Raw genomic sequence first — 20474 nt, 5'->3', positions numbered from 1 at the left:
AAAAGGATTTCGAGAGGTGGATAAAAAATGGTTCAAACAACAGATTCTATTTACATAAGATTATTAGAGGAAAAGGATGCAGAGGGACTATGGAAGCTCGAATTAAAAAATCGAGATTTCTTTAAGGAATATTCGATTGCTCGCAAGGAAGAGTTCTATACATTGAATTTTCAACAGCAGCTTATTAACACATGGAAAGAAAATGCAAAGCAAGACATTGATTATCATTTTGGCATTTTTCTACAAGAGTCCAATGAGTTAATTGGAAGTGTTAATTTATATATGGTAAGACGAGAGCCGGCACATAATGCTATTGTTGGTTATGTTCTTGATAAAGACAGTAACGGCAAAGGCTATATGACTCTTGCTGTGAAAAAATTAGTTGATTATGCCTTCCATACACTTAGTCTACATCGATTAGAAGCAGGAGTGATGCCCCATAATATTGGCTCGATTCGCGTACTGGAAAAGGCTGGGTTTCACAAAGAGGGAGTAGCCAAAAGCAATGTGAAAATAAACGGAGAGTGGAAAGACCATCAAATTCTGGCTATCATTAATCCTAATGATTAAGGTTAATAGATTAGGAATCTTTTGCCGACTTCAGCCGTAAAGTAATTTAAAAGGCGAAGGAGGAAGAAATGATGATAGCAGATTTGCAAATATTGCACCAACAACTAAAGAAAAACGAAACGATACAAGGATCTATTAGATGCTCATTGGAAGTGTTTATTTATAAAAAAATAGTGCGTCCAGGAATGCTGGCAGCAACAGAAAAACGATTAATTTTCTGTGCAGACTCCATTCCTGGAAATGAACTAATCGAAAGTTTTGATTATGCAAATATAGAAGCAATTCAGTTAACGCGAAATTTAATGAATCAATATATAACGATAAAGTATAAAAAGGATACAATAAAATTTAAACAGCTTATTAGTGAGGATATAGAGGATTTTATGACGAAAATAAAAACGTATAAATAACTGTTTATTCTGTGCCGATAAAAAGAAAGGATTATGGTAAATGAAATTAATTACAATTGGTAAAGGAAAAAGCATAGAGCAATACAATTCTGTTTCTGCTAGCTATTGTAAAATCATGAAAACAGAAGAAGCTACGAATATTGGGATAATAACGCTTGGTCCAAAAGGAATATTAGGTAATCATCCAGCACCGGTTCCACAGCTGTTCCATGTAGTCGAGGGTGAAGGCTGGGTTAGAGATACCGATAATAGGAAGCTTCTTATAAAGAAAGGGGAGGCAGTCTTTTGGGAGCAAGGAGAATGGCATGAAACAGGATCTGATACTGGTTTGACAGCAGTCATAATTCAAGCTGCAAACTTAAAGAAGCCTGATTAAAGCTATAACTTTCCATTATTTATAGGAAAGACAAAGTGCTTTCTATAATCATCTGAGAATGTGGAGAATAATGGATGAAGGATGAAAGATTAGTAGTAAAGATATTCGTTCTTGGGATAATTGTCATTTCTTGTTTGCCTTTTTACATGGAAGAATTATCGACACACATCCAGTAAATGTATATCTTATTTTTCTCTTAATTGTCGCAGCATACTATTCTTTAAACCGGATTATTTGGAAACATAAAAATTAAGTCCGGATAAATGGAAAAATTACTTTAAGGGTGGAGTAAAGGGATATGGACTATTCTCATATACTACTTTTTTGTTTTGCTATTACACTTCATAATATAGAAGAGGCAATTTGGCTTCCTAAATGGTCTCAGCAATCTTCGAGGTTTCAAAAGCCAGTTACTTCAAGTGAATTCTATATTGCTGTTATTTTTGTAACTATATTAGCTTATGTGTCTGCAACCAGCTTTTTATACTGGCCAGAATCAGTGTTAGCGAAATGGATTTTTGTTGGATTTTTAGGTTCAATGATATTAAATGCTATTTTTCCGCATCTTGTTGCAACTATTTGCTTGAAAAAGTATGCACCTGGACTTCTTACTGGTTTATTACTTAACCTTCCAATCAATTCATTCGTAATCTATCATATGTTTTCCATAAATTTAATTAGATGGAATGAGTTAGTCATTGCCACATTTACAGTAGGGATTATTTTAGTGGCGCTTATTCCTTTTCTGTTCAAAATTGGTGTAAAATAACTCCTTCTTAGGATAGCGCTTTGGATTAAAAAATAGATTAGTTGGAAAATAGAAATCTTGTTACCGAAATGAAAAGGAACAAAAAGAGGGTAGGACATAAGTCTTTCAATCAAATATACCCCGAACAATTATACGTACACACTAATAAATATTCGTATAGTTGTTCGGGGGTTAATTAAATTTAAGAAAGGAGGTTTGTGGTAATCACCCGCTGTCTGAATACACTTCGCTTTCCATCGGGCAAGCGCCAATCCTCCTCCTCACTATATGAGGAGGCTTAGTTTGCTCCCCGACTCATCAAGTGTCTGTAGTGTAATGGAACGAATTGGTTTCACCACTAAATTAGAGATTGTTCTTCTTTATCCATTATATATTTTATTTTGTCCCAGCCACGACCTTTTATTTTTGCTTAATGACTCGTTTATATATGTATTGTCCAATAAAAGCAAGACCTATTACAGCAATTATCACGTATGCTACATTGGAGTACATGTCCATATAATGAACGATGTCTTCCCATGAATCACCAACTGTTGCTCCAATACGAATAAGAACGAAATTCCATGTGAATGTACCTATCGTTGTTAAAAATAGAAAAATACCAAAATTCATTTTTGCCATGCCTGCTGGCAGCGAAATTAAACTTCGAATAAGTGGAATAAAGCGGCAGAAGAAGACTGTCCAATAGCCAAATTTATCAAACCAGCGATCTGCTTTATATAAATCATCTCTTTTTAAACGAAGGATATGGCCCCATTTATCAATAATTTTTTCCAATCTTTTTATATCCAATAAGGAACCGATAAAATAAAGAATAATAGCTCCAAGTACAGAACCAATTGTAGATACGATGACAACGCCTGTAATGGTCATACTAGTCTTTACAGTCATAGCGCCTCCAAAGGTCAAAATAACTTCCGAAGGGATGGGTGGAAAGATATTTTCAAACATAATCAATATCAAAATACCTGTATATCCAAAATTTTCCATCGTTTCTATTATCCAATTTTCCATTCCATGCACTCCTTATATTTTCCATTCAATCATATAAAAATATCTTACCATATGCTTTTAAAACCATCTAATATAATCCTATTTCTACAATTATGATATCATTCACTTTTTTACAAAATGAGATGTTGTTATTTGGTAATTGTGCTAAAATAAGGATTAATTCAATGGATTTATAGGAGATGTATATGTTTGATTATTGGATTCCCAATGCGTTAATTACAAGTATGATGACTATAATTGGTTGGGGCATACTTATCGGTGCAGTATGTTATGTGTATAGAAAACAAACAGAAAAACCTGTTATATGGAAAATGGCCATTATTTTATACATCGGTTTATTTTGCTTTAACTTTTCATTTATGGTTAGTGAAACACCAGTAAAGATAGCTATTTTACCACTTGGTGTATGGATACTTATATTGGTTTTTGGAAAGCGGAAAGAACGTTGGAAGGTGTATCGACCATTTGCTTGGCTTGGATTCTTTGGAAATTATATTTTTCTTATTACAACCTTGCTTAGTATTCTGGTACAGAGTTTGTTGTATCCAACCGATAAAGTAGAGACTTTTTTAGCTGAACTAAATAATCCTGGCATTCTATTAATTCATCCTTCAGGCAAACAAGCAGTTCTTAATAAAGAGCTGTTTATAGAAAGTCTGTCTTCTTGGGAGATTGGGAAAATGGATACACAGCAATGGTATTATGAATCATTTCCAGAAATTAAGGAGGAAGAATGGGAAGAGGAAGAACAGATGCCAGATCAGACAATGGAACGCTTTCCCTATATTCTTTTAGGAGCGACTCCAAAGTGGGGGATTGGCTATGAATCTACCATTTATATGGAAAGAGATGGAAAGGGGATGCTTATTTCAACAGAAAAGGGTCAGTACTATTTTCGCTCCTCTGAATCTGTATTAAAAGGGGGAACAGATTAGATGAAATTTAAAAGAGTATGGTATTTACTAGTTGTAGTCATGATTGCTATATGCTTTTTTATTTTTCTTTTCTTAAAGGAAGCCGAAAGCTCTCCATCCGATCTTCCTAATGAAACTAGTATAAGAAAAATGATTGAAGATACTGGTGAAATGAACATAAATAGAGTTTTTGACCAAAGAGCCTTAGATGAAAAGCATATTTTCATTCCACATCTTTCTAGTGATAATCAATATGGCTATAGTTTATTAGAATGGATAGATAATAAATGGAAAGTAACCTATGTATCAACCACTGGAGAACCGCTTATATGGAGGATAAAGGCGGGAAATCAGTCAGAATCCTATTTTCTATGGAATCTTGATTCTAAAAAAAAGATAGAAACTCTTACTTTCTATTTAATAAGAGACCGACATTTTACAAGTGGCTGGAGCGGTGAATGGTATGAACCAGCAATTCAAATCGAGGAAGACGTATCAATCAGTGGAAAACCATATGGTATATACAAAGTGCCAGATAAATGGGGAGCCATATGGAATGCAGCACAAATAAAGATAGAGAATCAGGAGGAAGATTTTATTTCTTACAATGGTGAAGGACTATATTATGGGGTTAAAGGATATGATAAGAAAAATAATTATGTAGTACCACTTAATAGCTATGAAAATGGTGGGATTACCAGTTCAGGTGCCGCAACAGAAGATATAGTAATTATGGATGAATGGGAAGGTGAACAATGGTAAAAAGCTCTCCATAAAAAGGAGAGCAGAATATCTAATATTTATTTCTCGAATTTTGGTTTCATTTTTACAATAAACAGGATGGATAGTACAGCAATTATCCCTAGAAAAACTTCCATTACAAGTAGGTTGGTGATAGTACCCGCCTGATATAATGCTGGGAAGAAATTGATAGCTGCGTGTATAAGAATCGCATAAATAACATATATAAATTTTTGCTGTCTAATTGCATAAAGGACTAATATGGATAATGCAAGGTGCAGTGCAAGGGCAAAGACTCTTTCTAAACCACCAGATGCAAAAAGCATTACATTAGCTTGTTCAAATTGCTCTTTAATGTTGTTAATGGCTTCAGGTGTCGCAGCAGGGCCCAATATTGTTTCCAAGTTCCCAGTTTTGATCATAGATGAGATGAGCAGAGAATTTAGTGCTGACATGCCGCCTATAAATATAGCTTCTATTCCTCCATGTCCTAATCCATATGATAGTCCATCATTAAATTGATGATTGTTCTTCAACCATACTTTAAAAGCAAAATAGCGGCCAATTTCTTCAAATATACCTGCAGCTAGGCCGCCGTATAAGGCAAAAAGATAAGGATTGCTGCTCCATTTCAACTCCGTTCCAGTAGGGCTAAGCACGATGAAATGAACGATTTTTTCAAGAATTTGCGAAAATACAATGAAGATAACAATACCAACAAGTAAGGATCTCCAAGACATCATTTTTTTTCTTTGTAAATACACCATTAATATAATAGGAACTATTACTGCCAGAAATAATTGCAGAGATATCCCAATATAAATAGAATTCATTCGTTTTATTCCTCCCATTCCAGTTTCATCTGTTATATTAAGTGTATAACAGATTGGAGCTATACGTCAATGATTATACAAGCTTTATAAGTAAAAAAACTGAAAAAAGGAAGTGACCAAATGATTGAATTAACAGGAAAATATAATAGAGCTAAAGTATTTACGGATCAATTAGAAGAAGTGGCTGAAGCACAGATTAAGGAATTATGTGATCAGGAATTTGCTAAGAACAGTAAGATTAGAATTATGCCGGACACGCATGCGGGAGTGGGCTGTACGATAGGTACGACTATGACTATTCAAGATAAAATTGTCCCTAATTTAGTAGGGGTAGATATCGGTTGTGGTATGGCGGTAGCAAAATTAAAGATAGACAGAGCAAGTTTGAATTTTGATGAACTAGATGAAACGGTTCGTAAGTTTATTCCAAGCGGATTCTCGATCAGAGATAAAGCTCATTCATATAGGGAACAAATTGATTTAGATGAGGTGAAAGCTCCTATAAATAAAAAAAGAGCAGAACATAGTATTGGAACCTTAGGTGGAGGCAATCACTTTATCGAGTTAAATGAAGCAGCTGATGGAAGTGTATATATCGTTATACATAGTGGAAGCCGTAACTTAGGTGCACAAGTAGCAGAATATTACCAAACACTTGCTTACGATAATTTAGTTAATATCGACGGGATCAAAAAAGAAATGATTGCTAAATTAAAGGAAGAGGGGAGGCATGCTGAAATTCAAGCAAGCTTAAAAAATATGGAACTACCAAAAATAAACAAAGAACTTGCTTATTTAGAGTCCCAAGGATTTAAAGACTATATGCATGATATGAAGATTGCGCAACAATATGCTTATTTAAATCGACTTGCCATGATTGATGTTATTGTTACAAAGATGAATTGGGCAGTTTTAGATCAATTTACTACTATTCACAATTATATTGATATGGAAAATATGATATTAAGAAAAGGAGCTATTTCTGCTAGAAAAGGAGAAAGAGTAATTATTCCTTTGAATATGAGAGATGGCAGCATTATTGCCTTTGGAAAAGGAAACGATGACTGGAACCAATCCGCCCCACATGGAGCAGGAAGATTAATGTCAAGGACCAAAGCGAGAAAGACCATTAGCTTAAAAGATTTTGAGTCAGCCATGAAAGAAGTTTGGAGTACTTCCGTGAAGAATAGTACGTTAGATGAAAGTCCATTTGCTTATAAACCAATGGAAGAGATAATTAAACATACAGCAGAGACTATTGATATTGCAGAAATTATTAAGCCTTTGTATAACTTTAAGGCAAATTAAGAAGGAAATAGAAAGGCAGAAAAATATAAATAAAGGAGAGGGAAAGGATTCTTCTTCCGCCTCTCTCCAAATTTGCACATTTAGAAGAATTTCAAAAGCGAGCGAAATAAAAATCGGAAAAATCCATAAAAAATCTCAAAAAAGTCTATTAAAATGTCTAACAGGCTCCCAAAAAAGGAGTCCTTTTTCGCTTTTTTTCCTTTTGTTTTCTCCAAGCTATAACCTCCCACTTTCATTAACAAATGGCACCATAGTATGAATACCTATTACTCCATTAACCATTTGCGTAATAGGTAAATTAACAGTAATACTTGCTAATTTTGAAATGATATTAAAGCTATTAAAATTTGATAGAAAGATATACATATTAGTGTTAGATCTTTAAAGTTGTTTAATTTCCGTAGATTATATATGTTTGTGCTCAAAGGAGCTTCTTTAAAAGTAATCATAGATACCATGTGATAGCGGGGCGAAATTATTTTCTTTTGAATATGACAAGCATGATGATAAAAGTGGCTTGTGGGTTCAAGAATCACTCAGGGATATCTTTGACCCACGCAGGAAAGCTCTAATTCGTTTCTGTACTGCTGCTGGGAGAACCAGTTGGATATGTTCACCTTTTTCATTGCAGGTAAAAATTCCTTTGAAAACTTCGGGCATGGCATCGTACTGTTTTTCTAACTGTTCATTAAATTTTTTGAAACAGTCATAATTATATTTTTCCAGCAGGTAGGGCATCAAAAAAGCTGACCGCAAGATTTCATATTCCTGATAATTATATGGAGTACTTTCGGGGATCTTTTTTAAGATTTCCAACATCCTATTCATTAAAATTGCCACCTCTTCTTCGCTTGCAAAGGCAGCATATCCTCGAATGGCAGTAAGTCGCATATCTAAATATCGCTCTTTTTTATAAGCTCTTAAAAAAAAGTCCTTTCCGTCATCTGGCAAGTCAAATACTAATTGCTTTAATAGTGCATTGCGTTTGGCAATATCCTTTGTATTATAATATGTTTCCATTTTTTTGCTTCTTTCGCCCATATATCCCACCTGCTTTGTTTTGTTGACTTCTTATTTTTTTAGTGTCTCCTCGTGATTTTTACGTTTTGTATATTCTTTTCGATATTAAGGTTATTAGTTCCTCCATTCTAATTGTACTAAATGCCACGTTAGTTAAAGGAGGACTTGCAAACAACTATATACAATTCTAAATGACTTTATTATAACTTAACAACGTTTTTATCAATCGCTAAAAATGTGCACAGTCCCATTTAATCATCTTCTTTTTGTTAAACTATAAACCTTTGTTGCAATGATATGCGGTGTAATCCGTTCTTTTAATGTAGGAAATACAGATCCAACATATTCTTCGGGATTTCGAATATAGGCCTTTTCGTACATATAAATGGTAAATGAGCAGGATACACGGACAAAAATATCTCCATCCATATCATATGGTTCTGAAATCGTCAGAACTTCAAAAGAATCATCGTATTTATTAGTTTTTGCGTTAATCCTTTTTGTTACATTCTCTCTATATTTCGTTGTTCGCGTTGGTTTGTAATGAAAATCAACGACGCCAATTGCTTGAATCATATTTTCCTCCCAAATAATTCATTCGAACAAATATTATACCATTTATTTATAAGAAATTTGGTGGGAATGTTATTTAAAAATTCACAAAACGTGGTAGGATGTAAAGACTAGGGTTGTTAATTGATTTTTCATTATTTTACATACGAATACTATTTTAGGGGGAATTATGAAGGCTCGCATTGTTGGAATATTGATTTTTAATGAAGTAGAAGTATTGGATGCTGCTGGTCCATTTGAAGTGTTTTCTTTAGCTGGTGGAGAGAATAAATTATTTCATGTCTATACTATTTCAGAAAAAGGAGGAACTATTTTAGCAAGAAATGGTCTTAGAATAGAAGCGGATTTTTCTTTTGAAAACCATCCTGATTTGGATATTCTCATTGTTCCAGGCGGCTATGGAGCAGAAGAAATCGAAATTTATAATCCTGTTGTCATTAAGTGGATTAAAATGCAATCAAGGAAAGTAGAATATATGACTTCTGTCTGTACAGGAGCATTTTTATTAGCGAAGGCTGAGTTGTTGGATAATTTAAAGGCTACCACGCACTGGATGGATATAGATCGCTTGGAGCAAGAATTTCCAAAGGTTCAGATAGTTAGGAAAGTGAAATTTGTAGATGAAGGAAAGATACTAACTTCTGGCGGGATATCTGCCGGAATCAATATGTCCTTTCATATAGTGGAGAAGTTATATGGCAAGGAAGTAGGAAGGGAAACAGCAAAGCGGATGGAATATGATAGATAAATAGACTTGTAGGAGGAAAATTGAAATGAAGAAAATTTCTGTTTTACATTATGATGCATTTACTAATAAGCCGGATAAGGGAAATCCTGCTGGAATTGTGTTAGAGGGAGAGAAATATACCGAAATAGAAATGCAGAAAATTGCTAAAGAGGTGGGCTTTAATGAAACGGCGTTTGTTTCACCATCAGAATGTGCTGATCTAAAAATTCGTTATTTTACCCCCGGACATGAAGTGAATCTTTGTGGTCATGCTACTATCGCTACTGTTTTTGCTCTTAAAACGATGGGGCTGCTCTCTGAAAAAGAAGTTTATTCTATCGAAACAAAGGCGGGTGTGCTTCCGATTAAAATTGATTATCGTGATCAGTCTTCTCCTGCCATTACGATGAAGCAAGTTACACCACAATTTAAACAATTCAAAGGTTCACGATTAGCATTAGCAGAAGCAATCGGTCTTAAAGAATCTGATTTAGATACAAATATTCCGATTCTTTATGGCAATACGGGGCTGTGGACACTCCTTGTTCCTATTAAAGAACTAGGTGTATTTTCCAAAATGGCTGTGAAAAATGACTTGTTTCCAGCTATTTTAGCGGAAATTCCTCATGCGTCCATTCATCCATTTTGCCTGGAAACCTACGATGTAAATGCAATTATGCATGGAAGGCATTTTTCCTCTCCTTACTCTGGTACAAGAGAAGATCCAGTTACAGGAACATCGTCGGGAGTGATGGGGGCATATTATATTACATATGTGGATGAGGAATGGAAAAATAAAACTATTGTCATTGAACAAGGTCAGGAGATAGGTCGTGATGGGAGAGTATCTGTTATTGTTTCTGAGAGGAATGGTCAATTGGATGTGGAGATTAGTGGAACTGCAGTGTTTGTCAAGGAATTAAAAATAACTATTGATTGATGATACTAGTGATTAGAATTGGGGGATAATTAATGGAAAGATTAGAGCCAGTGGAAGCAGCCCGCCTTTTTATAGATACATATTATTCACATTGTAATGCTGCTGTTTTAGCAGGAAGTGTAGTAAGGGGACAAGCAACAGCTACTTCCGACCTTGATATTGTCATTTTTGATGAAAAAATCGTCTCTTCTTATAGAGAGTCCATGATGGAATTTGGTTGGCCAATCGAAGTATTTGTACATAATTTCTCTTCCTATAAAGATTTCTTCTTAATGGACTATAATATAGCAAAACCTTCCATGCAGCGAATGATCACAGAAGGAATCGTGTTAAGAGACGACGGAGCTTTACAAGCAATCAAACAAGAAGCAAAACAAATGCTGGCAGAGGGACCGAAAGAATGGTCAGAGGAAACAATTCGTACGAAGCGTTACTTTATAACAGATGTACTAGATGATTTGATCGGAGCAGACAATAAACAAGAGGAAATTTTCATTGCGAGCACATTAAGCTTTCTTCTCCACGAATTTGTTTTAAGAGTAAATAAGCAATGGGTTGGTACATCGAAATGGATGGTCAGGAGTTTACGGCACTATGATTCTCTATTAGCGGATGAGTTTATTGAAGCATTTGATTGCTTTTATCGAACCAGAGAAAAAGAAAAAATTATAGAGCTTACGGAAAAAGTATTAAAGCCGTATGGCGGCAAGCTGTTTGCGGGATTTTCGCTTGGTAAGGAATAATAAAAACCTAATTGTAGGAGTAAAAAGTATTTAGTACCTTCGCTAGTCTCATGATTTAATGTATGATTTATTCTGTGCCCTATTACGTAGGGTCGAGAAGCCAAGAAATGTATGACTTATTGACCCCTATTCTCCATTATTTTTTCTAATCATAAGTGATTAGTTTTACGATATGGTTTTATTAGGTTAGTTCATTATAAGATTAATAGGACGAAGATATAGGGAGGAATAGCGAAGATGAATATAATTGGTGTGCATCATGTGCAAATAACCATTCCTAAAGGAATGGAAGAAAAGGCTAAGGATTTTTATTGTGACGAGCTGGGGTTAAAAGAAATAGCGAAGCCTGCATCTTTGCAAGGAAGAGGTGGTTTTTGGCTATCACTAGGAAATATGGATGTCCATGTTGGAACAGAAGATGGATTTGATCGTTATTCTACTAAGTCTCACCTTGCTTACCAAGTAGATAGTATGTCGGATTGGAAAAATAAACTTAGTGATTTAGGAGTTGAAATCACCAATTCTATTCCTATTGAAGGCTATGAGCGCTTTGAGTTCCGTGACCCATTTGGAAACCGCGTGGAGATAATTGAAAGAAAGATATTGGAATAATTATATAGGCTAAACTAGTTAGTATAATCGAAAAGGAGTAAGCGGATGAAAGAAGGATTTTTAGAGGTTACAGGGGGAAAAGTATGGTATATCATACATAATGAGACAGCAGAAGGTACTCCACTGCTTGTTTTACATGGAGGACCAGGTTCTAGCTCTTACTCTTTACAAGGGTTAAAAGAATTGGCAACCGATCGACCAGTCATATTATATGATCAGTTAGGCTGTGGAAAGTCAGATCGACCAGATGATGATTCCCTATGGACATTAGCCAGGTTTGTAGAAGAAGTCGCTCAAGTTCGTACAGGTTTAGGGTTGAAAAAAGTCCATATTCTTGGCCATTCATGGGGCACTACTCTTGCAGCTGCTTCTTATTTTAATAATCCAGAAGGAATTAGCAGCATTATTTTCTCCAGTCCGTGTTTAAGTGCACCATTGTGGGAAAAAGATCAAAAGAAAAATTTAGCTTTATTACCACTAGAGGTGCAAGAAACGATCAGAAGCTGTGAAGAAAAGGGAAATACAGATACACCTGCCTTTCAACAAGCGATTGAAGTGTTTAATGATCATTTTGTATGTAGATTAAAGCCTTATCCAGAACATTTAAAACAAGGTAAGCACTTTAGAAATCCACATGTGTATCAAATAATGTGGGGACCTTCCGAATTTACTGTACAAGGGAACTTAAAAACATTTGATTGTACAGAACAGCTATCAAAAATTTCTATACCAACATTGTATACTTGTGGGCGCTATGATGAAGCAACACCTGCATCAACAGAATATTATAGTAGCAGAACTCCACATGCAGCTTTTCATGTATTTGAAGAAAGTGCCCATATGGCCTATATAGAAGAACCTGAACAGTATAGAAAGGTAATGAATGAATTTTTATCGCTATTAGACAAGTGATAAAGTGGCGCGAGGAAGCTGAAAGGTCGAACAGATCTTTTGGCTTTTGTTGTACCATAAGAAAAAATTCGCTAAATATCTACTTTCTCTTTCTGTTTTTAGGTGATTATTGGTATACTACAGAATAGAGGTTCTACCTCTAAAAAGATGTAATAACGATTTTAAAAGTAAAATGAGGGACAATGCGTGGAAAAAAAATCATCAAGAAAGCTTGCAAGGTATTCACTGCTTATTATGGGATTGGGGTTTATCCTGACATTTCCTTTTCAAGATAATAGTTGGATACATCTAATTCATGGCGGTTTTGAGGCTGGACTTGTCGGAGGACTAGCAGACTGGTTTGCCGTTACAGCACTATTTAGACATCCTTTAGGTTTGCCAATCCCACATACTGCTTTACTACCTAAAAATAGGGATAGGATGGTAAATGGGTTAGTGAATGTTTTGAAAAAAGATTGGTTATCAAAGGAAAGTATCCAGGATAAAGTGAAGAATATTCCTTTTACCGAAAAAATCACTGCTGCCATCAACACAAGAATAGAATCAGAACCAGTAAAGAAAGCAATGATAAAGGCTACACAGCAAGCAATTAGAAATATAGACGTCGAAAAAATAACTCCATTTGTGCGTAAGCAAATGTCAGCGGCTCTATCAGATGTGCAAATAAGTAATATTCTAAATCTGCTTACAAATCAATTAATTTCAGAAGAAGTTGACAAGAAGGCTTTGGATCATATTCTAGTAAAAACGGAAGCTTGGCTGCGAAAAGAAGAAACAGCTCGAAAACTTGGCTCTGTTTCGATGAATGTGTTAAATAATGTCGAGGCAAGCGGCATGCTGCAATTTGCGTTAAAAACATTGCAGAATATTTTAACAGAGGAAAAGTTAGGGCAAATTGTCCAAAATCTCTGCTTGAGTGGAATGCGTAGTCTTCAAAAAGATGGGGAGCAAAACCGTGAAGCACTGGTTTTGTACATTCGAAAGGAAATTGAAAGCCTTCCAGAAAACGAGAAAGTATTAGCAGGAATCAATACATGGAAGGATAAAGTACTTGATTCACTTGAGTCCAATCATACAATCTTAACAAGTCTGAAGCAAGCACAAGAGAAGGCAATCGAACTTCTTGAAAATAAGGAGTTTATGGAAACAAAAGCTCTTCCATTTATTCTGCAGTTAGTGGAAAAAATCGAAGAAAATAGCGAAAAGATTGATCCTTGGATTATTCACCAAATTTCTCATTTTATCGAGAAAAACCATGATCAAATTGGCAATTTAGTAAAAGAAAATCTGGATAAGCTGGATAACGAAACACTTGTCGATATGATTGAGAATAATGTTGGTAAAGATTTGCAATGGATTCGGGTAAACGGAGCCGTATGCGGATTTATTATCGGTCTGTTCTTAAGTGGAATTCAGTTAGTGGCGATTATTTTATAACAAGATAATAATTGAAAAAACGGCAAACGAAACAAATGCATAGTTTTGTTTGCCGTTTTAATTTTTTTAATGACGATATAGTCGACATGTAATTATTAAGCGCGAATATTCCAATTTAATAGGCGGTACGCTTTTTGGAACTTGTTTTTGATAAGCTTTTTGATGAGAAAAGTAAACTAAGACTCAACAAACCAGCGATTCCAACTATACTATAGATAATTCGAGAGAATCCTGCATGCTGTCCTCCAAAAATCGCCGCGACAAGGTCGAACTGAAATAGGCCGATAAGTCCCCAATTAATAGCACCGATTACGATAAGTATTAAGGCAATTTTCTGTAATACACTCATCTTTTAACCTCCTTTTGTGTTATGAAACTCACTAATAGCTTTATACCCTTTTAACCAAATTAAAATCTAAGAAATATTACCAGTTTCAAAAAAAAAGAACTATAATAAAAAAGGACTTAACTTTACAAAATATTTATCATAATGTTTGGAGTGAAAAAATGAAAGGGATACAAACACCGATTTGCAGTACTGGAATTGCTGTTGTGTTATTAAAAAAAATAAATGGTTTAGATAAAGTTTTATTATTGAAACGAGCAACTCCAGTATTTAAAGATATGTGGTGTTACATAGGGGGAAGCCTAGAACAAGGGGAACAAGCTTGGGAAGCAGCTCTAAGAGAGGTAAAGGAAGAAACAGGTATTACCAAGCTAGCCCTTTATAGTTCGAATACATTTGACCAAATATATTCGCCTGTAGAAAACTACCTATATATTGCCCCAGTATTTGTTGGCATCGTAGAGGAAAATCAAGAAGTACGTTTAAATAATGAGCATAGTGAGTATAAATGGTTGTCTTTTGAAGAAGCAAAGGAATTCGTAACACTGCCAGGAAATGACGAAGTTCTTACCTTTATCGAAAAGCACTTTATTAAGAAAAAACCTACGGAATGGTTACGTATTAGAGTGGAAAATGTGGGAGATTAAAATGATAACATATATTTACATGGTAAGACACGGTGAATCGTCAAAAGCCCAAGGAACAGAAAGAACAAGAGGGTTAACAGAAAAAGGAAAAGAGGATTCTGAACGTATAAGCAAAATGCTACAAAAGGAAGAAATTGATCTTTTTGTTTCCAGTCCTTATCAACGTGCTATCTTAACCATTAATGATTTAGCTGCAGCCTTGGGCAAAGAGGTGTTCATTATGGAAGACTTAAAAGAAAAAGTGTTTAGTCTAGATGCCGTTCCATTAACTAATAATGAATTGTATCCATATCTTAGTAAGTCGTTTTCGAATCCAGATTATGCCTTAGCTGGAGCTGAGTCTAATAGAGTATGTCAAAAACGGGCAATAAAGGTTTTAAAACAGTTACTAACTACATATGTAGGAAAAAAGATCGTAATTGGAACCCCTGGGGTAGTAATGACGTTAATGATGAGCTACTACGATAGGCGGTTTGATTTAGATTTTTTACTTCATACGACAAAGCCAGATATTTACCGGATGAAATTTATGAAAAATGAATTAGTAGAAGTGGAAAGATTATGGGAGTGATTTCAAGGGGAGGATTTTCTTATGAATGAGCAAAGTGCGACTAATAAAGCAGCATGGGAATACCGTGCCTATGAATTTTGGATAAAGCGAGATGGCCACCCAAAGGAAAAAGCGAAAGAAATAAGGAAAAACCCTCGAGCATGTTTAAAAAACCCTCGAGCATTTTTAGAGAATGTCGAGAACAAAAAGATAGCAAATCTATGTGGGTCAAATGGTAGGAAAGCAGTGCCATTAGCACTGTTAGGAGCTGAGGTGACAGTCTTTGATCTATCAAAGGAAAATGAACGATACGCGAAAGAGCTAGCGTATTATGCTAATACGTCCATAAATTATATGGTAGGAGATGTTTATGACATCAATTTACAATCATACGGAGAAACGTTTGACATTCTCTATTTAGAAGGTGGAGTACTCCATTATTTTTATGATTTAGATAAACTTCTGTCCCTTTTATTTTCCCTTTTAAAAAAGGGTGGCACAATGATTCTAAGCGATTATCATCCTTTGCTGAAATGCTTGAATGAGGATTTCTCGGCGAAGCATGCTTATTTTGATACGGAAATACATACAGGCGATATCGCATATAAACATTTTTTCCCTGAAGAAGAGCAAGTTGGTTTTCCCGATGTTTCTCTCCGCTTTTATACACTTAGCGAAATTCTTAATGCAGTTATTACGGCTAGGTTTACAATCGATCGATTTGAGGAACACCGTGGTTGGAAAAAGGAGAATATCCCTTGGGAATTTACACTTATTACAAGGAAATGATGATAAAGACACAATTAGTTGAAGAAGAATGAAATCAATTTCTTGAAAAGTTCTGAAATGAGAAAAAAGGATAATGAAATTTCACATGCTTATTTGATGAAATGGGAGGGTTAGGATGAATCGCAAAATGAGGAAATCCCAAAATAATAAAGCGATTTATGGCGTTTGTGGGGGGATAGGTGAATTTCTTGGTATTACGCCATTAGGTATTCGCTTAATCTTTATAATTACTATACCAATATCCATTCTTATTTATATTATTTTAGTAAATAGTATGTCTGATTCACCGAGAAGCTTATAAATAATTACTAGGAGTTTTGGAAATGATTAATGCGTTAAAGTCAGATTGTCAAAATTGCTTTGGATTATGTTGTGTAGCATTGCCATATGGAGAATCAGCAGATTTTCCCTTTGATAAAGAGAGTGGAATGCCATGCAGAAATTTATGTTCAGACAATGCTTGTTCCATCCATGATAAATTGAGAAAAACAGGATTCCGCGGTTGTGTATCATATGAATGCTTCGGTGCGGGGCAGCATGTATCTCAAACTATTTACAAGGGGGAGGACTGGCGGAGGGGCAAGCATGCAGAAGAAATGTTCCTTATCTTTCCGCTTGTTCAACAACTACATGAAATGCTCTGGTATCTAAATCAAGCACTTACGTTAAAGGAAACTTCTTCTTTTCATGACAAACTTCAACGTATTTATGATGAAACCGTTGAACTAACCGAGAGAACACCGAAAGAGATTTTAACAATTGATCTTAATTCTCATCGAAGGAAAGTTAACGAGCTCTTAATTGCTTCAAGCATAAAGTATAGAGAGAGTTGGATGAATAAAGGGAGAAAGAGATTAAAAAATAAATCGGACTTTATAGGGGCTAATTTAAAAGGATTAGATTTACAAGGGGAAAATTTTCGAGGGAAGCTCATGATTGCTGCTAATCTAAGGAATAGTGATTTGCGGGGAGCTGATTTTATTGGTGCAGATCTACGAGACGCTGACTTAAGGGCAGCAAACCTGGAAGCTGCGCTCTTCCTTACACAATCGCAAATTAATTCCGCTATTGGCGATGTTCATACTAAAATACCAAACTATTTTGAAAGACCCAAACACTGGATAGAGAGAGAGATTTTGTGAATATTTATGGAGCTTTTTTATGGAATGCGCTCTTTCTTAACTGAAGTCATAAACCGGCTTCAGTTTTTTTATTTAAAAGGAAAGGACAAATTTAGAAATGCATACATATTCATATAGCTACTAGTTGTTGGATCATTCTTAGAAAGAGGCGATAACGCATGGTGAGACTAAATACTTTATATCAGCATAAAGTAAAGGGCTGGCAATCAAAACAAGTTATTTATCAAATTCCTCCCTCCATTGGAGAAACAATTGTCATTGAAAAAGCTTATTACAAAATTGTGAATATCATCCATTACAGTGAGGAGGGCTCTGTAGAGGTAATAGCGGACACTGAATAATAACTTACGGGAAAAAGGTGTAAGATAGGTAGAAATATTTGTTGTTTTGTGATGAATATATACCCATTGTTTCCATTATCCCAATTAAAGATGTCTAATTATCTCCATTTAAGCTATAATAGTAATAGACACACTCGAAAAGGAGAATGTATGAAAACAAAGGCTAAGATTAAAGGTGTAAAGTATAGCACAGATTACAAATTTCCAAGGTATAAAGTGAAGTTAGAAACGCCTGAGGGGAAAGTATTAATCATTGCCTTCGATCATACTTTAGCTTCCAAAACAAAAGGGTATGTTCCATTAAATGTTAATTATGATGGAGAAGACATGGGGAATAAATTGTCATGGTATTCTAAAAAAATTGAAAATATGACCATTAATGACTTTCTAAGAATATTGGCTGGTAAGATTGATAAGTTTTATAAAGTTAGTTAAGGTGACTCTCTGTTTGAGAGTTTTTTTTATTATCATAAAGATAACGCTTACAAAAAAGAAGTCGCTTCATATTATATATTAGATAATCGAATAGGATAGGAGCATGTTATATGATATTCGAGGCGTTTCCATTGTTAGTGAAGTTTTTATTTTACCTAATATTTATTTTATCGATGAATCCTTCTTAACAGGAGTAATTTGCTATGTTTAAAGAAAAATCTTGTTATTGAATACAAAATATTCAGATGCAAAATGATTGGCTGAATTCTTAACTGAATTTAGCTTTTTTATTTATCAAGTAATTATGATGGAGAGGAATAAAGAGTAATTATCATTACGGAAGAAAACTTATTACCCTTAAAAAGTGAATCCTACGGTATAACTATATCGTCTAACTAGCGAATCTATAAGGGGGGGGGAAGAAGTGATTTCTAAAAAACATAACAAATTTTTTAGTATGAGAATAAAAGATGTAATTTTCAGTTTAAATGCGTGATTAGACAAAGAGATGTTATTGTTGCTAAGGAATTATAATTTTCAATGTAAGATTTATCTTGCATTTTATAAATATATAATGTAAGATAAATCTAACATATTGTTAAATATATATTTCATTGTGTAGGTGAGTATATGGCAAGTAAAATGAAACTAGCAAGAATAGAAAAAGGTTTAACACAAGAACAGCTTGCAAAACGAGTGAATGCTACTAGGCAGACTATCGGTTTGATTGAAAAAGGAGAATACAATCCTAGTTTGAATTTATGTATTGCTATTGCTAAAGAATTAAATACAACATTAGATGATTTATTTTGGGAGGTCGAGTTGTCATGAGATCTTGGATATCTTTTTTATTACCTAATGATGAATATAAGGAAAAAAGGATTTTGTACTTTTTTTCAGAAGGAGCAATAATCCTTTTGCTTATCCTTGCAGGAATGCTTATACTGAATAACTATGTTAATTTAGATGCTAAAACATCTCTATTACTACCTATTGCTATATTTCTCCTTTATGTGTTAGGGCGGTATATACTATCTGGCATTGAGTATGCAGATATTGCAACAGAAGATTCTTATAAGAAAGAATTAAGAAGTATTGTGATGAAAACAAGTAGTTTTGTCATTTTATTTTTCTTGTTTTATGCTATTTTTTCAAGTTTTCCAGCCAACATAAATGAATGGATGGAAACAATTGTGTTAATAGTGTTCGCAGGTTTGCTATGGTTTTTCGTTAACTACATTTCTTTAAAACGTTCTTATAACAAAAATAAGGATTTGCTATAAACAATTTATATGTTCATTTGTTAAATAATAAAATAAACTAAGATTATGAAGATAATAGAATCCAAGCATTCCTTGTTTGCTTTTTCGGTGCAAGAACATATTGTGTTTAAGTATGTTCTTGCACCGCTTTTATTAGATTTTCTCTATCACAACGCTTCAAACCATTTTCCAAATTTACGAATACAGGACTCTTCTTTCTTTTCTTCATATATATGGAAATCATCTTCCGTAAATTCAGCAAGTGTTTTATTAAAATGTTTGGGAATGAAAATATACCAGAGATCAGACCATTTTTTATCATTATCTAAACCTCTTATTTCTTCAGCTATCGTTCCTTGTGATTTGCTCTCAAAGTAGGTTATTTGTTCACCATCATAATAGGCCAAACAAGATCTAAATTCGCAAGCACGGTTATTTTCCTCTTTTAGTAATTTCAATATACCAGTAATACCGATAGTATCTAACATATGGTTTACATATGCTCTAGGAAAACCGTTTAATTCTTCGATGAAAAAACCAGAATCTAAAGCAACGCATGGTCTCTTAACGATTTCATATGCTTGCAAGACTTTTTGTTTAGCAATCTCTTTAATATCGTCAGTACGTGGCTCGCTTAACTCTTCCTGTATAGGAGTCACTTTTATATTTTTTAATTCCTTTTCAGCAGATGCAATTTTTCCTTTGTTGGTTGTTACAAATATAATTTCCTTCATCAAAGTGTCTCCTTGTGTTTGTATATTACTTATTGAATTTTACTGTTCTTTTAATATAACAAAATTTATAGAAGAAAAAAGAGAATTTTAGCTAATCGGTAAAGAACTTTTAGAGCAAGATTAAAATAGAATAACTTTTCATATAATGATCATAAGGGAGGGAGAAGAAGAATCCGATTGTCTTAATGATAATAATAGGATTGGTTGTTCTTACAGATTGTTTTTGGCTTGATAGAAATAAAAGCAGATGGGGATGGATGAAAAACTGGTCTAGCTTTGGCAAGGGGCTATTCTTTTCAGTGTTTATTATCATTTCTATGTTAATTTAT

Annotated in this window: 28 protein-coding genes; 22 read left to right on the top strand and 6 right to left on the bottom strand. The window is 34.3% G+C overall.

Annotated features, from left to right (window positions below; genetic code table 11):
- Nucleotides 1–27: 27 nt before the first annotated feature.
- The 4 genes from NSQ89_RS10825 (at nt 28) to NSQ89_RS10810 (ending at nt 2125) form a co-directional block, all read left to right on the top strand.
- Nucleotides 28–570 carry a GNAT family N-acetyltransferase gene (locus NSQ89_RS10825; RefSeq protein ID WP_061796355.1) on the top strand — a complete coding sequence of 181 codons (543 nt, stop codon included), beginning with the start codon at nt 28–30 and terminating at the stop codon, nt 568–570.
- Between the two features lie 68 nt (nt 571–638).
- Nucleotides 639–980 carry a PH domain-containing protein gene (locus NSQ89_RS10820; RefSeq protein ID WP_082138225.1) on the top strand — a complete coding sequence of 114 codons (342 nt, stop codon included), beginning with the start codon at nt 639–641 and terminating at the stop codon, nt 978–980.
- A gap of 40 nt (nt 981–1020) precedes the next feature.
- A complete protein-coding gene (locus NSQ89_RS10815) occupies nt 1021–1356 on the top strand; it encodes a cupin domain-containing protein (RefSeq protein ID WP_047940516.1) in 336 nt (111 codons plus the stop codon).
- 298 nt (nt 1357–1654) lie between these two features.
- Nucleotides 1655–2125 carry an HXXEE domain-containing protein gene (locus NSQ89_RS10810; RefSeq protein ID WP_341132613.1) on the top strand — a complete coding sequence of 157 codons (471 nt, stop codon included), beginning with the start codon at nt 1655–1657 and terminating at the stop codon, nt 2123–2125.
- 399 nt (nt 2126–2524) lie between these two features.
- On the opposite strand, the gene NSQ89_RS10805 is transcribed toward NSQ89_RS10810, so the two are convergent.
- Nucleotides 2525–3139, bottom strand: a complete 615-nt coding sequence (locus NSQ89_RS10805) for a DedA family protein (protein WP_061796352.1) — start codon at nt 3137–3139, stop codon at nt 2525–2527.
- A gap of 185 nt (nt 3140–3324) precedes the next feature.
- Between NSQ89_RS10805 and NSQ89_RS10800 the strand changes: the two genes are divergently transcribed.
- On the top strand, nt 3325–4074 hold the full coding sequence (locus NSQ89_RS10800; RefSeq protein ID WP_336044669.1) for a hypothetical protein: 750 nt from the start codon (nt 3325–3327) through the stop codon (nt 4072–4074).
- On the top strand, nt 4075–4815 hold the full coding sequence (locus NSQ89_RS10795) for a hypothetical protein (protein ID WP_336044671.1): 741 nt from the start codon (nt 4075–4077) through the stop codon (nt 4813–4815).
- 38 nt (nt 4816–4853) lie between these two features.
- Here NSQ89_RS10795 and NSQ89_RS10790 read toward each other — a convergent pair whose 3' ends face one another.
- Nucleotides 4854–5627, bottom strand: a complete 774-nt coding sequence (locus tag NSQ89_RS10790) for a YhfC family intramembrane metalloprotease (RefSeq protein WP_061796347.1) — start codon at nt 5625–5627, stop codon at nt 4854–4856.
- Between the two features lie 120 nt (nt 5628–5747).
- On the opposite strand from NSQ89_RS10790, the gene NSQ89_RS10785 reads away from it, so the two are divergent.
- Nucleotides 5748–6935 (top strand): RtcB family protein, encoded by a 1188-nt coding sequence (locus NSQ89_RS10785; protein ID WP_336044672.1) that lies wholly within the window; start codon nt 5748–5750, stop codon nt 6933–6935.
- Between the two features lie 525 nt (nt 6936–7460).
- Here NSQ89_RS10785 and NSQ89_RS10780 read toward each other — a convergent pair.
- Complete coding sequence (locus NSQ89_RS10780) at nt 7461–7976, bottom strand: hypothetical protein (RefSeq protein ID WP_336044673.1); 516 nt, start codon at nt 7974–7976, stop codon at nt 7461–7463.
- A gap of 234 nt (nt 7977–8210) precedes the next feature.
- Entirely contained in the window at nt 8211–8531 is a 321-nt protein-coding gene (locus tag NSQ89_RS10775; protein WP_047940523.1) for a hypothetical protein, read from the bottom strand.
- Between the two features lie 163 nt (nt 8532–8694).
- On the opposite strand from NSQ89_RS10775, the gene NSQ89_RS10770 reads away from it, so the two are divergent.
- The 6 genes from NSQ89_RS10770 to NSQ89_RS10745 all read left to right on the top strand — a co-directional run bounded on the left by NSQ89_RS10770 (nt 8695) and on the right by NSQ89_RS10745 (nt 13899).
- Complete coding sequence (locus NSQ89_RS10770) at nt 8695–9276, top strand: DJ-1/PfpI family protein (RefSeq protein ID WP_369988350.1); 582 nt, start codon at nt 8695–8697, stop codon at nt 9274–9276.
- Between the two features lie 25 nt (nt 9277–9301).
- Nucleotides 9302–10195: a PhzF family phenazine biosynthesis isomerase gene (locus NSQ89_RS10765; protein WP_061796340.1), complete on the top strand. Its 894-nt coding sequence runs from the start codon at nt 9302–9304 to the stop codon at nt 10193–10195.
- A 32-nt stretch (nt 10196–10227) separates the two neighbouring features.
- Nucleotides 10228–10938 carry a nucleotidyltransferase domain-containing protein gene (locus tag NSQ89_RS10760; protein ID WP_061796338.1) on the top strand — a complete coding sequence of 237 codons (711 nt, stop codon included), beginning with the start codon at nt 10228–10230 and terminating at the stop codon, nt 10936–10938.
- A 237-nt stretch (nt 10939–11175) separates the two neighbouring features.
- Entirely contained in the window at nt 11176–11550 is a 375-nt protein-coding gene (locus NSQ89_RS10755; protein WP_061796336.1) for a VOC family protein, read from the top strand.
- A 45-nt stretch (nt 11551–11595) separates the two neighbouring features.
- Nucleotides 11596–12462, top strand: coding sequence for a proline iminopeptidase-family hydrolase (locus NSQ89_RS10750; RefSeq protein WP_047940528.1), 867 nt, complete (start codon nt 11596–11598; stop codon nt 12460–12462).
- Nucleotides 12463–12648: 186 nt separating this feature from the next.
- Nucleotides 12649–13899 carry a DUF445 domain-containing protein gene (locus NSQ89_RS10745; protein ID WP_061796334.1) on the top strand — a complete coding sequence of 417 codons (1251 nt, stop codon included), beginning with the start codon at nt 12649–12651 and terminating at the stop codon, nt 13897–13899.
- Nucleotides 13900–14014: 115 nt separating this feature from the next.
- On the opposite strand, the gene NSQ89_RS10740 is transcribed toward NSQ89_RS10745, so the two are convergent.
- Nucleotides 14015–14248: a DUF378 domain-containing protein gene (locus NSQ89_RS10740; protein ID WP_047940529.1), complete on the bottom strand. Its 234-nt coding sequence runs from the start codon at nt 14246–14248 to the stop codon at nt 14015–14017.
- Nucleotides 14249–14406: 158 nt separating this feature from the next.
- Between NSQ89_RS10740 and NSQ89_RS10735 the strand changes: the two genes are divergently transcribed.
- The 9 genes from NSQ89_RS10735 (at nt 14407) to NSQ89_RS10695 (ending at nt 19432) form a co-directional block, all read left to right on the top strand.
- On the top strand, nt 14407–14892 hold the full coding sequence (locus NSQ89_RS10735) for an NUDIX hydrolase (protein WP_341132612.1): 486 nt from the start codon (nt 14407–14409) through the stop codon (nt 14890–14892).
- A gap of 1 nt (nt 14893) precedes the next feature.
- Nucleotides 14894–15463 (top strand): histidine phosphatase family protein, encoded by a 570-nt coding sequence (locus NSQ89_RS10730; protein WP_061796330.1) that lies wholly within the window; start codon nt 14894–14896, stop codon nt 15461–15463.
- Between the two features lie 21 nt (nt 15464–15484).
- Nucleotides 15485–16231 (top strand): class I SAM-dependent methyltransferase, encoded by a 747-nt coding sequence (locus NSQ89_RS10725; protein ID WP_341132611.1) that lies wholly within the window; start codon nt 15485–15487, stop codon nt 16229–16231.
- Nucleotides 16232–16346: 115 nt separating this feature from the next.
- Nucleotides 16347–16532, top strand: coding sequence for a PspC domain-containing protein (locus NSQ89_RS10720; RefSeq protein ID WP_061796326.1), 186 nt, complete (start codon nt 16347–16349; stop codon nt 16530–16532).
- A 22-nt stretch (nt 16533–16554) separates the two neighbouring features.
- Nucleotides 16555–17373, top strand: coding sequence for a pentapeptide repeat-containing protein (locus NSQ89_RS10715; protein ID WP_061796323.1), 819 nt, complete (start codon nt 16555–16557; stop codon nt 17371–17373).
- A gap of 158 nt (nt 17374–17531) precedes the next feature.
- Nucleotides 17532–17714: a hypothetical protein gene (locus NSQ89_RS10710; protein WP_047940533.1), complete on the top strand. Its 183-nt coding sequence runs from the start codon at nt 17532–17534 to the stop codon at nt 17712–17714.
- Nucleotides 17715–17864: 150 nt separating this feature from the next.
- Nucleotides 17865–18149 (top strand): hypothetical protein, encoded by a 285-nt coding sequence (locus tag NSQ89_RS10705; RefSeq protein ID WP_047940534.1) that lies wholly within the window; start codon nt 17865–17867, stop codon nt 18147–18149.
- Between the two features lie 630 nt (nt 18150–18779).
- Nucleotides 18780–18980 (top strand): helix-turn-helix transcriptional regulator, encoded by a 201-nt coding sequence (locus NSQ89_RS10700; protein WP_047940535.1) that lies wholly within the window; start codon nt 18780–18782, stop codon nt 18978–18980.
- Nucleotides 18977–19432 (top strand): hypothetical protein, encoded by a 456-nt coding sequence (locus tag NSQ89_RS10695; RefSeq protein WP_047940536.1) that lies wholly within the window; start codon nt 18977–18979, stop codon nt 19430–19432. The genes NSQ89_RS10700 and NSQ89_RS10695 overlap by 4 nt, the downstream gene beginning before the upstream one ends.
- Nucleotides 19433–19578: 146 nt before the next feature.
- Here NSQ89_RS10695 and NSQ89_RS10690 read toward each other — a convergent pair whose 3' ends face one another.
- Entirely contained in the window at nt 19579–20145 is a 567-nt protein-coding gene (locus tag NSQ89_RS10690) for a non-canonical purine NTP pyrophosphatase (RefSeq protein ID WP_047940537.1), read from the bottom strand.
- Nucleotides 20146–20474: the final 329 nt, after the last annotated feature.

This window comes from Niallia sp. FSL R7-0648, from assembly GCF_038007005.1.
GTDB classification, from domain to species: domain Bacteria; phylum Bacillota; class Bacilli; order Bacillales; family Cytobacillaceae; genus Niallia; species Niallia circulans.
The sequence above is the reverse complement of the archived record's forward strand: the minus strand, read 5'-3'. Positions and strand labels throughout refer to the sequence as shown.

What these genes read in the sequence shown, in the direction of transcription:
- NSQ89_RS10825 (WP_061796355.1), top strand. Translation starts at nt 28, where the DNA reads ATGGTTCAAACAACAGATTCTATTTACATAAGATTATTAGAGGAAAAG.
- NSQ89_RS10820 (WP_082138225.1), top strand. Translation starts at nt 639, where the DNA reads ATGATGATAGCAGATTTGCAAATATTGCACCAACAACTAAAGAAAAAC.
- NSQ89_RS10815 (WP_047940516.1), top strand. Translation starts at nt 1,021, where the DNA reads ATGAAATTAATTACAATTGGTAAAGGAAAAAGCATAGAGCAATACAAT.
- NSQ89_RS10810 (WP_341132613.1), top strand. Translation starts at nt 1,655, where the DNA reads ATGGACTATTCTCATATACTACTTTTTTGTTTTGCTATTACACTTCAT.
- NSQ89_RS10805 (WP_061796352.1), bottom strand. Translation starts at nt 3,139, where the DNA reads ATGGAAAATTGGATAATAGAAACGATGGAAAATTTTGGATATACAGGT.
- NSQ89_RS10800 (WP_336044669.1), top strand. Translation starts at nt 3,325, where the DNA reads ATGTTTGATTATTGGATTCCCAATGCGTTAATTACAAGTATGATGACT.
- NSQ89_RS10795 (WP_336044671.1), top strand. Translation starts at nt 4,075, where the DNA reads ATGAAATTTAAAAGAGTATGGTATTTACTAGTTGTAGTCATGATTGCT.
- NSQ89_RS10790 (WP_061796347.1), bottom strand. Translation starts at nt 5,627, where the DNA reads ATGAATTCTATTTATATTGGGATATCTCTGCAATTATTTCTGGCAGTA.
- NSQ89_RS10785 (WP_336044672.1), top strand. Translation starts at nt 5,748, where the DNA reads ATGATTGAATTAACAGGAAAATATAATAGAGCTAAAGTATTTACGGAT.
- NSQ89_RS10780 (WP_336044673.1), bottom strand. Translation starts at nt 7,976, where the DNA reads ATGGGCGAAAGAAGCAAAAAAATGGAAACATATTATAATACAAAGGAT.
- NSQ89_RS10775 (WP_047940523.1), bottom strand. Translation starts at nt 8,531, where the DNA reads ATGATTCAAGCAATTGGCGTCGTTGATTTTCATTACAAACCAACGCGA.
- NSQ89_RS10765 (WP_061796340.1), top strand. Translation starts at nt 9,302, where the DNA reads ATGAAGAAAATTTCTGTTTTACATTATGATGCATTTACTAATAAGCCG.
- NSQ89_RS10760 (WP_061796338.1), top strand. Translation starts at nt 10,228, where the DNA reads ATGGAAAGATTAGAGCCAGTGGAAGCAGCCCGCCTTTTTATAGATACA.
- NSQ89_RS10755 (WP_061796336.1), top strand. Translation starts at nt 11,176, where the DNA reads ATGAATATAATTGGTGTGCATCATGTGCAAATAACCATTCCTAAAGGA.
- NSQ89_RS10750 (WP_047940528.1), top strand. Translation starts at nt 11,596, where the DNA reads ATGAAAGAAGGATTTTTAGAGGTTACAGGGGGAAAAGTATGGTATATC.
- NSQ89_RS10740 (WP_047940529.1), bottom strand. Translation starts at nt 14,248, where the DNA reads ATGAGTGTATTACAGAAAATTGCCTTAATACTTATCGTAATCGGTGCT.
- NSQ89_RS10735 (WP_341132612.1), top strand. Translation starts at nt 14,407, where the DNA reads ATGAAAGGGATACAAACACCGATTTGCAGTACTGGAATTGCTGTTGTG.
- NSQ89_RS10730 (WP_061796330.1), top strand. Translation starts at nt 14,894, where the DNA reads ATGATAACATATATTTACATGGTAAGACACGGTGAATCGTCAAAAGCC.
- NSQ89_RS10725 (WP_341132611.1), top strand. Translation starts at nt 15,485, where the DNA reads ATGAATGAGCAAAGTGCGACTAATAAAGCAGCATGGGAATACCGTGCC.
- NSQ89_RS10720 (WP_061796326.1), top strand. Translation starts at nt 16,347, where the DNA reads ATGAATCGCAAAATGAGGAAATCCCAAAATAATAAAGCGATTTATGGC.
- NSQ89_RS10715 (WP_061796323.1), top strand. Translation starts at nt 16,555, where the DNA reads ATGATTAATGCGTTAAAGTCAGATTGTCAAAATTGCTTTGGATTATGT.
- NSQ89_RS10710 (WP_047940533.1), top strand. Translation starts at nt 17,532, where the DNA reads ATGGTGAGACTAAATACTTTATATCAGCATAAAGTAAAGGGCTGGCAA.
- NSQ89_RS10705 (WP_047940534.1), top strand. Translation starts at nt 17,865, where the DNA reads ATGAAAACAAAGGCTAAGATTAAAGGTGTAAAGTATAGCACAGATTAC.
- NSQ89_RS10700 (WP_047940535.1), top strand. Translation starts at nt 18,780, where the DNA reads ATGGCAAGTAAAATGAAACTAGCAAGAATAGAAAAAGGTTTAACACAA.
- NSQ89_RS10695 (WP_047940536.1), top strand. Translation starts at nt 18,977, where the DNA reads ATGAGATCTTGGATATCTTTTTTATTACCTAATGATGAATATAAGGAA.
- NSQ89_RS10690 (WP_047940537.1), bottom strand. Translation starts at nt 20,145, where the DNA reads ATGAAGGAAATTATATTTGTAACAACCAACAAAGGAAAAATTGCATCT.